This is a genomic window from Isoptericola sp. NPDC055063, from assembly GCF_053608125.1.
In genome coordinates, this window is record NZ_JBSGUW010000004.1 from 215,371 (window position 1) to 230,679 (window position 15,309).

Below are 15,309 nucleotides of genomic sequence, written 5' to 3' on the forward strand. Positions count from 1 at the left end.
GTTCTCCGCCGCTTCTTCCGACCCCGCCTACAGCGGTGTCTTTGCTCTCTTCTCCCCCGAGTAGAGCCGATCCCCCCCCCCCCCCCCCCCCCCACGACGAGGTCAGCGGAGGCCGAGCTTGCGCGTGCACGCCGGCCACTGGCCCCAGCCCGCGCGGTCCTGCAGGATCTGCGCCCGCTTGGTCTGCTCGGCGCGGCCGTGGCGGTGCGGCAGGCCCGTGCCGCCGACCGCGCGCCACGTGCGGCTCGTGAACTGGTAGAGGCCGTAGTACCCGTTGCCCGTGTTGGCGCGCGGGTTGCCGCCCGACTCGCAGCGGCCGAGCTGGCCCCAGACGTTGCGCGTCGTGAGACGGGTCGCCGCGACCCAGCCGGTGCGGCCGCCGGGCAGGCGCACCTTGACCCGGTTGACGTCGCGGCCGGTGGTGCGAGCCAAGCGCTTCACGGTGGTGCCGAGGCGCACGTGCTTGATCACCTTGGAACGGCTGCTCATGCCCTTGCGGATCGCGACGGCCTTCTTCGTGTAGCGGGTGCCGGTCACGTCCGCGAGCGGGACCGACGTGAGCGCGGACTTGGGCGCCCAGCCGACCCGGCCGGCGGGGGTGCGGACCTTGAGGCGGTACCGGCCGCGCTCGATGACGCGCACCTTCGTGCCGTCGTCGGGGCGGGCGACGGTGCGCGACCTGCTCGAGGGCGTCTTCGTCAGCCGAGCCCGGTCCGCCTTGACCCAGCGGACGCCCAGGGCGCGGGTGGTCGTGGAGGCGGAGGCTGCGGTCGTGGTGGTGGCGGCGGTCGCGGGGGCGGCCGCGGCGGGCACCACCAGGGCAGAGGTGACGAGCGCGCCGGCGACTGCGGCCACGACGGAGCGTCGTGCGGTGGATCGAGGCATGCGTACCAGGGAACGATGTCACGAACGGATAACAAAGCCGGTGCGCGAACGGTCACACGCTCTTCACCGGATGCCGATGCCATTCCCGGTCAAACGCCGAGGTGCCGCGCGTTCCGCGCGCATCCGGCTTTGGCGGACATGCCCGACCCCGGGCCTCCCGGGCTGCGGAGGCCGGGCTCTCCGGACCCCGGCCGCGCGGTGCGAGACTGTCGCCCGTGCCCGCCGACCCCACCCCCGCGCCCGAGCAGCACCCCCTGCTCGACGTGCTCACCGCGCACGGCGCGCGGGCCGACCGGCTGACGCACGTGCGCACGTTCCCGGCCCGCGAGGGGATCACCGTGGACTGGCCCGCCTGGGCCGACCCGGGCGTGGTCGAGGGCTACCGCGCGCTGGGCGTCGCGCGCCCGTGGGCGCACCAGGTCGAGGCCGCCGACGCCGCATGGGCCGGGCGGCACGTCGCGCTCGCGACGTCGACCGGGTCGGGCAAGTCGCTGGCGTTCTGGCTGCCCGCGCTCACCGCGGTGCGCCGCGCCGCCCCCGCCACCGTGCTGTACCTCTCCCCCACCAAGGCCCTCGCGGCGGACCAGCTCGTCGGGCTGGAGCGGCTCGTCGGCGCGATCCCCGACGGCGCCCCGCGCCCCCGCGTCGCGACCTGCGACGGCGACACTCCCACGGAGGAGCGCCGCTGGGTGACCGAGCACGCGGACGTCGTGCTCACCAACCCCGACTTCCTGCACTTCTCGATGCTGCCCGGCCACCGCCGCTGGGCCCGGCTGCTGCGGGGGCTGCGCTACGTCGTCGTCGACGAGGGGCACGCGTACCGCGGCGTCTTCGGCGCGCACGTGTCGCTGGTGCTGCGGCGGCTCGCGCGCCTCGCCGCCCACTACCGACCCTCGGACCGGCTGGCCCCGGCGGACGCCACGGCGTCCGCGGGCCCGGTGTTCGTCGTGGCGAGCGCGACGACGGCCGAGCCGGCGGTGAGCACGGCGCGGCTGGCCGGCGTGCCGTTCGACGACGTCGTGGCCGTCACCGCCGACTCCTCGCCGGCCGGCCGGCGCACGTTCGCGCTGTGGCAGCCGCCGGAGGTGGCCGCCTTCGACCGCTCCCGCGCCACGGGCGAGGCGCCCACGCACGAGGACGACCCGTGGGCCCTGCCCGACCCCCTCGACCCCGCGCACACCGAGCAGGAGGCCGACGCCGTCCTCACGACGCGCGGCGCCGCCGAGCACCCGCGCCGGTCGGCGACGGCCGAGACGGCGGACCTGCTCGCCGACCTCACCGCCTCCGGTGCGCGCACGCTCGCGTTCACCCGGTCGCGCCGCGGCGCCGAGTCGGTGGCGCAGCAGGCGCGCGACCACCTGCGGCCCGTGGCCGCGGGGCTGGACGCCCGGGTGGCGAGCTACCGCGGCGGCTACCTTCCCGAGGAGCGCCGCGCCCTCGAGGAGGCCCTGCGCACGGGCGAGCTGCGCGGGCTGGCCACGACCAACGCGCTCGAGCTGGGCGTCGACATCTCCGGGCTCGACGCCGTGCTCGTCGCCGGCTGGCCCGGCACCCGCGTGTCCCTGTGGCAGCAGGCGGGGCGCGCCGGGCGGGCCGGGGCGGAAGGACTGGTCGCCTTCGTCGCGCGCGAGGACCCGCTGGACACCTACCTCGTGACGCACCCCGAGGCCGTGTTCGACGCCGCGCTCGAGGCCACCGTCTTCGACCCGTCGAACCCGCACGTGCTCGCCCCCCAGCTGTGCGCCGCCGCCCAGGAGGTGCCGCTGCGGGCCGAGGACCTGGACGCCTTCGGCGACCCCGCCGCCGTGCGCGACGTGCTCGACGTGCTCGTCGCGCGCGGCGCCCTGCGGCGCCGACCCTCCGGCTGGTACTGGACGCACGCGCAGCCCGCGTCGGGGATGGCGGACCTGCGCGGCTCCGGCGGGCGCCCCGTCCGCGTCGTGGAGGCGACCACCGGGCGGCTGCTCGGCACCGTGGACGCCGGGTCGGCGGACGGGCAGGTGCACGACGGGGCCGTGTACGTGCACCAGGGCGCGACGTTCGTCGTGGACCACCTGGACCTGGAGGACCATGTGGCGCTCGTCGTGCGCAAGGACGTGGAGCACGGCACGTGGTCGCGCGAGGTCATGGAGATCGCGATCGACGAGGGGGGCCACCGGCCCCTCGAAGGTCGCGACTGGGGTCCCGTGCGGTGGGGCCTCGGCCCCGTGGAGGTGACGAGCCAGGTGGTCAGCTTCCAGCGCCGCCGCCTGCCGGACATGCAGGTGCTCGGCACCGAGGCGCTCGACCTGCCGTCCCGGACGCTGTCCACCACCGCGGTCTGGTGGTCGGTGCCCGACTTCGTGCTGCGTGCGGCCGGCGTCTCCCCCGACGAGACGCCCGGCGCGCTGCACGCCGCGGAGCACGCGTCGATCGGGCTGCTGCCGCTGCTGGCCACGTGCGACCGCTGGGACCTGGGCGGCGTGTCCACGGAGCTGCACCCCGACACCGGCGAGGCCACCGTCTTCGTCTACGACGCGTACCCGGGCGGGGCGGGCTTCGCCGAGCGCGGGTACGCGCTCGGGGCCCGCTGGCTGGCCGCCACCCGCGACGCGATCGTCGCCTGCTCCTGCGCCGACGGCTGCCCCGCGTGCGTGCAGTCCCCGAAGTGCGGCAGCGACAACGCCCCGCTCGACAAGGCCGCCGCCGTCCGCCTGCTCGACGCCGTGCTCGCCCACGCCCCGGCTCAGCGGCCGGAGACGGCCTCCGCCTGACCGCCGCCCGCCGGCGTCACCCCGCGGGCGTCACCCCGAGGCGCTCGAGACGCAGGCCGCCGGACGCCGGGCCCACGCGCAGCACGACGTCGCCGGCCGGCAGGTCGGCGGTACCCCGCCAGACGCCGTCGGCCCATGCCCCGGCGACCTCGGTCTCTCCCGCCCGGACGTCGAGCGCGGTGGGCCGGCCGCCCTCGTCGGACGCGTGGACCGCGACCTCGTGCGCCCCGCCCGCGGCGGGGCGCACCGTGAACGCGACCCACTCCCCCGGCCCGAGCTCGGCCGTGAACCGTCCCGCGCGGGCCCGCTCGGCCGGGTCCGGCGCGAACGGGTTCGCGACGCCGTCGCCGCCCTCGTACCGGAGTGTCACCGCGTCCGAGGGCCGCAGACCCTCGAGCGGCCGGGCACCCTCGGTCGCGTAGGCCATCCCCTGCGCGCCCTGGTCGAACGCGTACGCCGGCAGCGCGACCGGCGGCCGGCGCAGGAGCGCCGCCACGACCTCGTCGTGCCACTCGCACCGCTCCAGCGCCATCGCGCCGAGCAGTGCCTCGAGGGTGCACCACGCGTCGTCCGGCCCGGGGCGCGGGCCGTCGCCGCGGACGTACGCCTGGACGTCGGCCCAGCCGGGCGGGGGCACGACGACGGCCGGCGAATGGGCGTTGTCGACCTTCTTCCAGGTCCAGAAGTTCCAGCCGATCCCCTCCGCCTCGTACAGCCCGAACGCTGCCGCCAGCCAGTCCGGGGCGTTCTCCCCGCCTTCCCCCATGTAGAGCGGCAGGCCGAGCCGGTCGCGAACCTCGAGGAACCCCGCGATGCCCTCGCGGTCCGGCGGCGACCAGTAGCGGTGGAACTGGACCACCGACGCGTCGTCCCAGACCTCCGTGAAGATCGCCGGGTCGCTCGCCCAGTGCGTGCCCTCGTACATGATCAGGTGGTCCGGGTCGACCTCCCGGATCGCCGCGGTGAGACGGCGGTACAGCGCCACCAGGTCGGCGGCGTGCCGCGGGCCGTGCTCGTCGGGCAGCGGCTCGTTGAGCAGGTCGTACGCGGCGACCGTCGGGTCGTCGGCGTACCTGCGCGCGAGCTCCGTCCACAGCCGGACCGTGAGGTCGGGGTAGCGGGGTTCGGTGAAGAGCTCGGGCCGCCCGCGCGGGGAGTCGTCGATGTTGGTCCCGGTCTGCCCGCCCGGTGCGCCGTGCAGGTCGAGCACGACGTGCAGCCCGTGCGCCTCGCACCACCGCACGCAGCGCTCCACCAGGGCGAACCCGTCCTCGAGGAACCGACCGGCTTCGTCCATCACGACGCGCGAGTTGATCGGCAGGCGCACGTGGTCGAAGCCCTCGGCCGCGATGCGCGCGACGTCCGCCTCCGTGAAGAACGTGTCCCGGAACCGCGCCCAGAACTCCGCCGCACGGTCCGGCCCGACGAGGTCGTCCACCAGGGCCTCGATCTCCCTCGGAGACTGGGCCGGCACGCCGCGCCCCTCGGGCGCCGGCGCGAACCGCCACATGTAGCCCTCGGGCAGCAGCCACGTACCGATCCCGACGCCCCGCGCGAGCGCGGGCGCACCGTCCGCCCCCACGAGTCGCGTGCCGTCCCTGCTCACCCAGCCGACCATCGTCGTTCCCTCTCTCCGAGACTCCTGCGCCGACGCGTCGGCGCCGACAGCTCCCGCCGGGAGGCCCGACCGGACCGTCCCAGCACGCTCTTCGTGGCCGCATAGGCTGCGACCGTGACCACCGAGACGACCTCCCCCGGCCCGGGCGACCCGGCCGGCGACGCCACCGCACGCCCCGAGGGCGTCCAGCAGCGCCGTACGCGGCTGCGCCGGCAGGAGATCCTCGACGTCGCCGCGGCGACGTTCGCGAACCGGGGGTACAACAACGCGTCGCTGGCGGAGATCGCCGACGAGGTCGGGATCTCCGCGCCGGCGATCCTGCACCACTTCCGGTCCAAGGAGGGGCTGCTCACCGAGCTCCTGCGCGCCCGCGACGGCGAGCGCGTCGGCGACGCCGCGGACGGGTCGCGGCCGCGCGGGCTCGCCTTCCTCGACCACCTGGTCGACACCGTCGCGCGGAACGCCGAGCGCCCCGGGATCACGCAGCTCTACACGGTGCTCTCCGCCGAGGCCGTGACCGACGGGCACCCCGCCCAGACGTGGTTCCGGGACCGGTACGTCGGCCTCCGCGCCATGGTGCGGCAAGCTCTCGCCGAGGCCCTGGACGACGGCGAGCTGTCGGCGGGCACGGACCTCGACGAGACGGCCGCGGCGGTCGTCGCCGTCATGGACGGCCTGCAGGTGCAGTGGCTGCTCGACCCCGAGCGGGTGGACATGGTCGCCGTGACCCGGCGCACCATCGCCGCCTTGCTCGCGTCGCTCACCCCTTGATGGCGCCGGTGAGCACCCCCTTGGTGAAGTACCGCTGGGCGAACGGGTAGAGCAGCAGGATCGGCACCGTCGCGACGACGATGACGGCCATCTGCAGCGTCTGCCCCGGCGGCGGCGGCTGGTCCGGCGCCTGGATCGACGTGAGCGCCGACCCCTGGACCACGTACTGGTTCAGCACCACCTGGATGGGCCACTTCGCGGTGTCGTTGATGTAGATCATCGCGTTGAAGAAGGAGTTCCAGTACCCGACCGCGTAGAAGAGCGCGATGACGGCGAGCACGGCCTTCGACAGCGGCAGCACGATCTGCCCGAAGATGCGCCACTCGCTCGCGCCGTCCAGACGGGCGGACTCGAGCAGCTCCTCCGGCAGCCCCATAAAGAAGTTCCGGACCACGACCATGTTAAACGCCGAGATCAGCCCCGGGATGATCAGCGCCCAGTACGAGTCGAGCAGGCCGAGCGACCGCACCAGCAGGTAGTTCGGGATGATTCCGGCCCCGAACAGCATGGTGCAGAGCACGAGGACCAGCACGGCCCTCGACCCCGGCACCCGCCGGGTGCGCGTCAGGCCGTACGCCAGGGTGGTCGTGAAGAGCATGGACAGCGCCGTGCCGACGATCGTCACGAACGCGGACACCAGCAGCGCACGCGTCACGACGCCCCCGCCGAGGATCGACCGGTACGCGTCCAGGGAGAACGACGTCGGGAACATCCCGCCCTCGGCCGCCGCTGCCCGGGACGCGAAGCTCATCGCGATGACGTACACGAACGGGTACAGCATCACGAGCACGATGAACGCGATGGCGACGCCCTTCGCCACCTGGACCCCCGGCGAGGGGCGCCCCATCCAGGGCGGTCGGCGCGGGTCGGGCGGCCGCCGGGTCGCCGGCGGACGGGACGGGGCGGCCGTGGAGGTCGTGGTCATCAGAAGAGTCCTTCCGTGCCGAGGCGCTTGGCGAACCGGTTCGCCCCGATGACGAGGATCGTGCCGATCACGCCCTTGAAGAGGCCGGCGGCGGTGGACAGCCCCCAGTCGCCCCCGGCGATCCCGCGGTAGTACACGAACGTGTCGAGCACCTCGGCCGCGTCGGAGCCGACGGCGGGCTGCTGCAGCAGGAGCTGCTCGAAGCCCACGGTGAGCACGTTGCCGATGGTGAGGATGAGCAGCAGCGTGATCACCGGCACCAGGCCGGGAAGCGTGATGTGCCACGTGCGCCGGAAGGAGCCTGCGCCGTCGACGGCGGCGGCCTCGTACCGCTCGTTGGGGATGGCGCTGATCGCGGCGAAGAAGATGATGGTGCCCCAGCCGATGTCCTTCCAGATCACCTGGGACGTGACGAGCGCCTTGAACGTGTCCGGGTCGCCCATGATGTTGACCCCGTCGATCCCGATGGCGGAGAACAGCTCCGCGACCGGTCCGGCCCCGCCGAGCACCTGCTGCCAGATCGCGATGACGATCACCCACGAGATGAAGTGGGGCAGGTAGACGATCGACTGGACGACCCGCTTGGTGCGGTCGGAGATCAGCGAGTTCAGGAGCAGCGCCAGCAGGATCGGCGCCGGGAACGCGAACACGATCTGCAGCAGCGAGATGACCAGCGTGTTCTGCAGCGCCCGCAGGAACTGCGGGTCGGAGAACATGGCGCTGAAGTTGTCGAGGCCCACCCAGGCGGACCCGCCGATGCCCCAGTACGGCGAGTAGTCCTGGAACGCGACCACGTTGCCGAGCAGCGGCAGGTAGGCGAAGACGAGGAAGAACAGCAGGCCGGGGAGGATGAAGGTGTACATCCACCGTTCGCGCCAGATCCGCGTGCGCAGGGGCGCCTTGTCCCGCCCGGCGGGCGCGGGCGATCCCGCGCCCCGCCGGGGGGTGGCCGTGGCGTCCGGCCGCTCGAGCACCGCCATGTCTCAGGACGCCTTGTCGAGGGCGGCCTGGTACTCGTCGCGGACGGCGTCGCCGCCCGCCTTGCGCCAGGCGTCGCGGTACTCGTCGACGGCGTCGAGGGGCATGCGGCCCGAGACGATGCCGTTGCGGTAGTCGGTGTCGATCTCCGAGAGGCGCGCACCGTTCGAGATGCTTGCCTCGTTGTAGAGGCCGACCACCGGGCTCGGCACCGTCGCGGCGACGAGCGGCTCCACCGACTCCTTGAAGTTGTCGACGAAGTCGAGCGACGTCTGCGGCACGACGAACGACGGCGACTTGAACGCCCCGAGCCACTGCAGCGCGGCGCGGTCGTCGTTCGCGGCCTGGTCGCCCAGGTCGGTCACGGCGTGCCCCTTGCCGAACTCCCAGTTGAACCCCTCCTTGCCGGAGTTGATGAACAGAGCCTCGGTCGAGCCGTCGGGGGCGCGCCAGTAGTTGATGACGTTGAGGAGCTCCGTGAGCCGCTTCGGGTCCTCCGCGGCCTTCGCGGAGATCGCGACCATGCCCCAGTAGCCGGCGTTGCGCTCGACGACGAGGTCGCCGCCGTCGACCGCCGGGGGGACGAAGAGCCGCGGGTCGGCACCCTTCGTCGTGTCCGTGGTGTCCCGCAGGATGCTGGCGCCGAAGAACCCGTTGAACGAGTCGACCGTGATCGCGACCTGGCCGTTCGTGAACATCTCGGCCGCCTTGTTGCCCTGCGTCGCGAGGGCGAGGGCGTCGGGGTGGTAGACCCCCGCCTTCCACAGGTCGTTGTGGTACTTCAGCGCGTCGGCGTAGGCGTCCGTCTCGATGACGTTGACGAGCTTGCCGGCGTCGTCCAGCTGCCACGTGGTGCCGGTGCGGAACATCCACTGCACGACCGACTGGATCTTCCCGTCGAACGCGGCGATGCCCCACAGCTGCTTGCCGTGCACGGACTTGAGCGCCGCGATCTCGGTCATGAGCTCGAGGAACCCCGCCGCGTCGGACGGGATCTCGTCCGCGCCGGTGGCCTCGACAGCATCCCAGCGGATCGCGGGGAAGTTGGTGAGGTACGGGTCCTCGTTCGGGACGCCGAAGATGTGGCCGTTCTTGGACGACGCCGTCCAGGCGTTGGTGGCCACGTTCGCGAGGTTGGGCCACTGCAGGATCTTGTCGCCGGCGAGCACCTCGGTCAGGTCGGCGAAGACTCCGTCGTCGATCGCCTTGGCCGCCACCGCGCTCTGGTCCTGGACGAAGGAGAGGTCGGGCACCTCGCCGGAGGCGATCGTCGTCGCCATCTTCTCGTTGTAGGTGTCGAACGCGACCAGGGTCGGCTTGAACTCGCCGCCGAGGCGCTCGTTCAGGTCCGCCCAGTACTCGTTGTCGGGCGCCTTGCGCGGCGGCGAGCCCCACAGCACCTGGAACGTCGTGACGGCCCCGCCGGCGAGCGGCGCCGCGTCGACCGAGTCGAAGTACTTCTCGATCGGCTGGGTGTAGATGGCCGGCATGCCATCGACGGAGCTCACGATCCCCCCGTCCAGCGCCGGCGGTGCGACGTACGTCGGCGGCTTCAGCGCGACGCTCTCCCGCGGGCTCGGCCGGCCGGCCGCGCCGGAGGAGCAGGAGGTGAGCGCGACCGTCGCGGCGCCCATGCCGGCGAGGGTGAGGAACCCCCGGCGGGTGAGCGGGGACGTGGCCAACGATGACGGGGACGTTCTCATCACTTCTCCTTCGAAGCACACGGGCCGGTGAGTGCGGCAGACGGTAGCGCCGCCTGCCGCAAGTTGTCTAACAGTCGTTAAGCAACTGCTCGCCACCTGCAGCGATACTCGAGACCTGAGCGGGCAGCGACCTCGGCCGGGACGCGACGGTCGTGCGGCCGTCGCGCTCCGATCCAACTTACTTAACGGTCAGTAAGTCGGTACTATAGCGCCACCCGCATCGCCGTCGACGCCGAGAGGACCCCCCTTGAGCACCGCCCCTTACCGTGATCCCGCACTGCCCGTCGCCGCCCGCGTCGACGACCTGCTCGCCCGTATGACGCTGCGGGAGAAGGTCGGACAGATGCTGCAGCTCGACGCGCGCGACGGCGTCGCCGCGGCCGTGGAGGGGCGGCATGCGGGCTCCCTGCTGCACACCTCGCCGGAGAACGTCCGCGAGGCCCACGCGGTCACGGGGCGGAGCCGGCTCGGCATCCCGCTGCTCGTCGCGGAGGACTGCATCCACGGGCACTCCTTCTGGGAGGGCGCGACGATCTTCCCCACCCAGCTCGGCATGGCCGCGACCTGGGACGCCCCGCTCCTCGAGCGGGTGGCGCGCGCCACCGCGGTCGAGGTCGCCGCGACGGGCATCCACTGGACCTTCTCCCCCGTCCTGTGCATCGCCCGCGACCTGCGGTGGGGCCGCGTGGACGAGACCTTCGGCGAGGACCCGTACCTCCTCGGCGAGCTGGCCTCCGCGATGGTGCGCGGCTACCAGGGCGACGGCCTCGGCGACCCCACCGGGATCCTCGCCACCGCGAAGCACTTCGCCGGGTACTCCGAGACCCAGGGCGGGCGCGACGCCAGCGAGGCCGACATCTCGCGGCGCAAGCTGCGCTCGTGGTTCCTGCCGCCGTTCGAGCGTGTGGCCCGGGAGGGCTGCGCGACCTTCATGCTCGGCTACCAGTCGATGGACGGCGTGCCCGTCACGGTCAACGGGTGGCTGCTGGACGAGGTGCTGCGCGGCGAGTGGGGGTACACCGGCGCGCTCGTCACGGACTGGGACAACGTGGGGCGGATGGTCTGGGAGCAGCGCATCCAGCCGGACCACGTGCACGCCGCCGCTGCCGCGATCCGCGCCGGGAACGACATCATCATGACGACCCCCGCCTTCTTCGAGGGGGCCCTCGAGGCCGTGGACCGCGGGCTCGTGGACGAGGCCGCGGTGGACGCGGCGGTCCGTCGCATCCTCACCCTGAAGTTCCGCCTCGGCCTGTTCGAGGACCCCCGACGCCCCGACGTCGCGCGCCAGGAGGCCGTGATCGCCTCGGACGCGCACACCGCGGTAAACCTCGAGGCGGCGCGCCGCTCCCTCGTGCTCCTCGCCAACGACGGCACCCTGCCGCTCGAGGGCGGCCCCCGGACCGTCGCGGTCGTGGGACCGAACGCCGACGACGCGCACACCCAGCTCGGCGACTGGGCCGGGGCGTCGGGGCAGGCGGGCTGGCTGCCCGACGGGCATCCGCGCGAGATGACCTCGACGGTGCTCGACGGCCTCCGCGCGCACGTGCCCGACGGGTGGGCGGTGACGCACGCCCGCGGGGCCGACATCGTCACGCTCGAACCCGACCCCGAGGGCGCGCTGTTCCCCGACGGCCAGCCGCGCCCGCCGGTCGTCGCGCCGGCCCCGGTCGACGAGGAGCAGCTCGCCGAGGCCGTGGCCGCGGCCCGCGCCGCGGACGTGGTCGTCGCCGTCGTGGGCGACCGCATCGAGCTGGTCGGCGAGGGCCGCTCCACCGCGACCCTCGAGCTGCTGGGCGGCCAGGTCGCGCTGCTCGACGCGCTCGTGGCGACCGGTGTGCCCGTGGTGGTGGTCGTCGTCGCGTCGAAGCCCCTCGTGCTGCCGCCGTCCGTGGACCGGGCCGCGGCGGTGGTCTGGGCGGCCAACCCGGGCATGCGCGGCGGTCAGGCGGTGGCCGAGCTCCTGCTCGGGCAGATCGAGCCCGAGGGGCGCCTCCCCATCTCCTTCGCCCGGCACGCGGGGCAGCAGCCCACCTACTACAACGTCGTCCGCGGGCAGCACGGCGACCGGTACGCGGACCTGACGCAGCGGCCCGCGTTCGCGTTCGGTGAGGGCCTGAGCTACACCACGGTCGAGTACTCCGACCTGCGCGTCGACGGTTCCGTCCACGGGTTCGACGACGTCGTGTCCGCCCGGGTCACGCTCACCAACACGGGGCAGCGCCCGGTCCGGGAGACCGTGCAGGTGTACGTGAGCGACACCGTCACGTCGGTGACGTGGGCCGCCAAGGAGCTCAAGGCGCACCGCAAGGTCGACCTGGCCCCAGGCGAGTCGGTGGTGGTCGACCTGAAGCTGCCGGTCGCGGACTGCACCCTCGTCGACGCGGAGGGGCGGCGCGTGGTCGAACCCGGCGAGTTCGAGCTCCTCGTGGGCCCGTCGTCCCGCGACGAGGTGCTGCTCCGCGCGCCGTTCGCCGTCAAGGGCTGACCTCTGGGTTCCCGCCGGGGCGCGCCCCGGCGGGAACCGGGCGACCGCACCTCGGGTCCCAGGAGGCCGCCCGGGACCCGAGGCCGGAGGCGACAAAGGCGGGGCCACCGGTTTGTGCGCAACCGCGCTCGCGCGCGGGCCGGCGGAACCTACCATCGTGAGGTGACTACTCAGATCGACCTCGCCGAACGCCGCAGTTCCCGCGAGGAGACGCGTGTGGACCCCGCCAACGCCCGTTCGTGGCTGTTGCTGTCGGCCCTGCGCGACGACATGTTCGACTCCGCCCAGCTCTCCCGGGCGGACCAGGTGATCCTCGACTGCGAGGACGCGGTCGACGACAGCCGCAAGGACGAGGCGCGTCAGAAGGTGCTCGACTGGTTCGCCGGCGGCGGCCGCGCGTGGGTGCGCATCAACGAGCGCGGCTCGGACGCGTGGGCCGACGACGTGCGCCTCCTGCGGGACGCCTCCGGCCTTTCCGGCGTGATGCTCGCCAAGACCGAGTCCCCGGACCAGGTGATCGACACCGTCCAGCGCCTCGGCGGGCACGTCCCCGTGATCCCGCTCGTGGAGTCCGCGCTCGGCATCGAGGACTCCGTCAGCATCGCGCGCGCCCCCGGTGCGTTCCGGCTGGCCTTCGGGTCCGGCGACTACCGTCGTGACACGGGCACCGCCAACGAGTCGCTCGCGATGGCGTACCCGCGCTCGCGCCTCGTCACCGCCAGCCGCATCGGCGGGCTGCCCGGCCCGATCGACGGCCCGACCGTCGGCACCAGCCACGCCCTGCTGCGCGAGCAGTCCGGCGACGGCGTGGCGCTCGGCCTCACCGGCAAGCTCTGCCTGGACCTCGAGACGCCGGCCGTCATCAACGAGTCCTTCAGCCCGTCGTCCGCGGACGTCGCCTGGGCGATCGACTTCCTGGCCGACTTCGAGGCGTCCGGCTCCGTCATCCGGGACGGCTCCGACAAGCCCCGCCTGGCCCGCGCCCGCAAGATCAGCGAGCGAGCCGCGCTGTTCAACGTCAACCCCTCCTGACGTCCCGCGGGCCTGGACCGCCGCTCCACACGCCAGCACCGGCGCCGTCGCGCCTGCCAGGACCTCCGCGGTCCCGGCCGGCGCGACGGTCCCGCCCGCGACGACCGACGCCACGCGGTCCGGCTCCGCGATCGGGAGCCCGCCCGCTCTCCCGACCGCGTCCCCGGCCGACCATCGGGCAGGGCTTGCGGCGGTCACCCCGTCTGCCGGCCCGGCGGCCAGGCCCGCCGGATCGTCGGCCGGAGGCCGCGGCCCGGCCCGGGCCCCTGCGACCGCGTCCCCGAGCGCGTCGGCCCACGGGCCCGCGGCCGCCCCGAGCGGAGTCCGTGAGACCCGCACGCCGAGCGTGCCGCCGCCCTCCGGGACGCACGCCACCAGCTCTCCACCGTTGCGACGCACCGCCTCGGCGGCCGTCGCGCAGGGGTCGGCGCCCTGCCGCCATGCCGTCGCCCCCGCCAGGGCGGCGAGGTCCGCCGTCGCTTGGGCCGAGCCCCGTGCACGCTGCGCGGACCCCAGCGCCCCGACGGCCAGCGCCAGCAGCACCAGTACCGCGGCGACCGCGAGCACCAGCACGGTGCCCGCGCCACGTTCCCTGCCGCCGGCCGGGGTCACGGCTCCACCCAGGCGGTCGCGTCACCCGACGCACGCACCGGCGCCCCCGCGAACCAGCCGCCGACCACGGGCCGCGTGACCGTCACGCGCACCCAGGCGTCGTCGCGGGTCACGGTGAGAGCGGCATCCGTGCCGCCCACCTGCGCCACCGCCTGCCGGGCCGCGGCGTCGTCCTCCCCGATCGCATAGGCGCGAGCCCCCGCCCGGGCCGCGTCCAGGGCACGCATCTGTGCCGTGGACGCGGCCGCGAGGCTGAGCACCGCGACCAGGAGGAGCACCACGACCGGCAGCCCGACGGCGAGCTCCGCCGTCACCGCGCCCCGCTGCCCGTCGCCCCGGCGCCGTCCGCCACCGGGGTTCCGGGCGGCTCCTGACCTGCGGCGCCGACTCATCCGATCGACAGCGCCGAGCTGATGATGCCCTCCAGCAGGCCCTTCACCATGCCGCTCTTGAGCACCGCGATGAGCAGGCCGGCGAACCCGACCGCCGCGACCGTGGCGACGGCGTACTCGGCGGTGGCGAGCCCGGCCTCCGGGTCGCGCGGCTCTGCAGCCCCGACGCCCGGCGACCCGCCGCCGTCCGGCCCGTCCGCGAGCCCGACCTCCTCCTGCCCGACCTCCGCGTGCCGGACGCTCTCGTGCCCGATGTTCTCCTGCTCGGTGTTCCCGTCGTCGTCCCTCATGTCTCCTCCGTGATCTCTCGATGACCGGCCGGGGTCCCGTGCCGGTCGTGACGCGCCGGCCCGGACGGGCCGCCGCGGTAGCCCGGGGCGCACCCGGGAGTCATGGCCCGGGGTCACCCGGACAGCAGGTCGATGCCGAGCGCCAGGAGCACGGGCACCAGCCCGATCAGCACGAACGCGGGCAGGAAGCACGCCCCGAGCGGCAGCACCAGGCGCACCCCGAGGCGGGCCGCCGCCGTCCGGGCGGCCGAGCGGCGCGCGTGCAGCAGCTCCTCCCCCGCCGCCCGCAGCGCACCGGACGGGGACGCGCCGTCGGTCCACGCCCCGCGCAGCGCGCGTGGCACCGGCGCCAGGCGGTCGGTCGCGTGCCGCCACGCGGAGTCCCAGTCGGCGCCGAGGCGGAGCGCGTCGGCGGCGGCCCGGAGCCCCGCGCCGTCCGGCGTCGCGCCGGAGGCCTCGTCCAGCGCAGTCCCCGTCGCGTCGAGGGCGCGCGGGACACCCGCCCCGGAACGCAGCGCGGCACCCAGCAGCTCGAGCAGCACGGCCACGTCCACGGGCGCACCACGCGGACCGCCGTCGGCCTCCGCGGCACGGCGGTCGGTGGGGAGCCGGCGCGCCCGTCTGCGCGTGGCCGACGCGGCGGCCCACCAGGGCACGGCCCCGAGCAGCACGGCCACGGCGACGACCACCGCGACGACCGCGGCAGAGACCGCGGGAGCCCCGACCTGCAGCAGCCCGGTCACGGTGCTTTCCCCCCCACGGGGCGGGGGGGGGCGGAAGGGCAGGCAGGGTCCCCTCTTCTGGCGGCGTGAGGAATCCGGCCGAGGCAAGACCGCACCCTCCCAGCCCCCCCACCCGCGAC

12 protein-coding genes and 1 pseudogene are annotated in these 15,309 nt (G+C 74.4%); 4 read left to right on the forward strand and 9 right to left on the reverse strand.

The genetic code is table 11. The annotated features are described in order from the left end of the window. Positions 1 to 102: 102 nt before the first annotated feature. Positions 103 to 885: a transglycosylase family protein gene (locus ACWF41_RS06680; protein ID WP_380324318.1), complete on the reverse strand. Its 783-nt coding sequence runs from the start codon at positions 883 to 885 to the stop codon at positions 103 to 105. 215 nt (positions 886 to 1,100) lie between these two features. On the opposite strand from ACWF41_RS06680, the gene ACWF41_RS06685 reads away from it, so the two are divergent. Continuing rightward, positions 1,101 to 3,638: a DEAD/DEAH box helicase gene (locus ACWF41_RS06685; RefSeq protein ID WP_380324315.1), complete on the forward strand. Its 2,538-nt coding sequence runs from the start codon at positions 1,101 to 1,103 to the stop codon at positions 3,636 to 3,638. Positions 3,639 to 3,654: 16 nt separating this feature from the next. Here the strand turns inward: ACWF41_RS06685 and ACWF41_RS06690 are convergent, their stop codons facing one another. Then, on the reverse strand, positions 3,655 to 5,244 hold the full coding sequence (locus tag ACWF41_RS06690) for a glycoside hydrolase family 5 protein (RefSeq protein ID WP_380324312.1): 1,590 nt from the start codon (positions 5,242 to 5,244) through the stop codon (positions 3,655 to 3,657). Between the two features lie 126 nt (positions 5,245 to 5,370). Between ACWF41_RS06690 and ACWF41_RS06695 the strand changes: the two genes are divergently transcribed. Then, positions 5,371 to 6,027 carry a TetR family transcriptional regulator gene (locus tag ACWF41_RS06695; protein WP_380324309.1) on the forward strand — a complete coding sequence of 219 codons (657 nt, stop codon included), beginning with the start codon at positions 5,371 to 5,373 and terminating at the stop codon, positions 6,025 to 6,027. Here ACWF41_RS06695 and ACWF41_RS06700 read toward each other — a convergent pair. Genes ACWF41_RS06700 through ACWF41_RS06710 form a run of 3 tightly spaced genes read right to left on the reverse strand, consistent with a single transcriptional unit; the run spans position 6,017 to position 9,633 of the window. Further along, on the reverse strand, positions 6,017 to 6,952 hold the full coding sequence (locus tag ACWF41_RS06700) for a carbohydrate ABC transporter permease (RefSeq protein WP_380324306.1): 936 nt from the start codon (positions 6,950 to 6,952) through the stop codon (positions 6,017 to 6,019). The two genes, ACWF41_RS06695 and ACWF41_RS06700, sit on opposite strands and share 11 nt — an antisense overlap. Further along, entirely contained in the window at positions 6,952 to 7,932 is a 981-nt protein-coding gene (locus tag ACWF41_RS06705; RefSeq protein ID WP_380324303.1) for an ABC transporter permease, read from the reverse strand. The genes ACWF41_RS06700 and ACWF41_RS06705 overlap by 1 nt, the downstream gene beginning before the upstream one ends. A 3-nt stretch (positions 7,933 to 7,935) precedes the next feature. Then, complete coding sequence (locus ACWF41_RS06710; protein ID WP_380324300.1) at positions 7,936 to 9,633, reverse strand: extracellular solute-binding protein; 1,698 nt, start codon at positions 9,631 to 9,633, stop codon at positions 7,936 to 7,938. Between the two features lie 247 nt (positions 9,634 to 9,880). On the opposite strand from ACWF41_RS06710, the gene ACWF41_RS06715 reads away from it, so the two are divergent. Then, positions 9,881 to 12,121 (forward strand): exo-beta-d-1,3/1,6-glucosidase, encoded by a 2,241-nt coding sequence (locus ACWF41_RS06715; RefSeq protein WP_380324297.1) that lies wholly within the window; start codon positions 9,881 to 9,883, stop codon positions 12,119 to 12,121. A 162-nt stretch (positions 12,122 to 12,283) separates the two neighbouring features. After that, positions 12,284 to 13,153, forward strand: a complete 870-nt coding sequence (locus ACWF41_RS06720; RefSeq protein WP_380326397.1) for an HpcH/HpaI aldolase/citrate lyase family protein — start codon at positions 12,284 to 12,286, stop codon at positions 13,151 to 13,153. A gap of 309 nt (positions 13,154 to 13,462) precedes the next feature. Here the strand turns inward: ACWF41_RS06720 and ACWF41_RS06725 are convergent. From ACWF41_RS06725 to ACWF41_RS06740, 4 genes and pseudogenes are all read right to left on the reverse strand, one after another. Continuing rightward, positions 13,463 to 13,765, reverse strand: a pseudogene (locus ACWF41_RS06725) (Rv3654c family TadE-like protein); the annotation flags it as partial. Continuing rightward, positions 13,762 to 14,079, reverse strand: coding sequence for a TadE family type IV pilus minor pilin (locus ACWF41_RS06730; protein WP_380326394.1), 318 nt, complete (start codon positions 14,077 to 14,079; stop codon positions 13,762 to 13,764). The pseudogene ACWF41_RS06725 and the gene ACWF41_RS06730, both read right to left, overlap by 4 nt. A gap of 74 nt (positions 14,080 to 14,153) precedes the next feature. Continuing rightward, positions 14,154 to 14,447: a DUF4244 domain-containing protein gene (locus ACWF41_RS06735; RefSeq protein WP_380326391.1), complete on the reverse strand. Its 294-nt coding sequence runs from the start codon at positions 14,445 to 14,447 to the stop codon at positions 14,154 to 14,156. 113 nt (positions 14,448 to 14,560) lie between these two features. Next, positions 14,561 to 15,190: a type II secretion system F family protein gene (locus tag ACWF41_RS06740; RefSeq protein WP_380326388.1), complete on the reverse strand. Its 630-nt coding sequence runs from the start codon at positions 15,188 to 15,190 to the stop codon at positions 14,561 to 14,563. Positions 15,191 to 15,309: the final 119 nt, after the last annotated feature.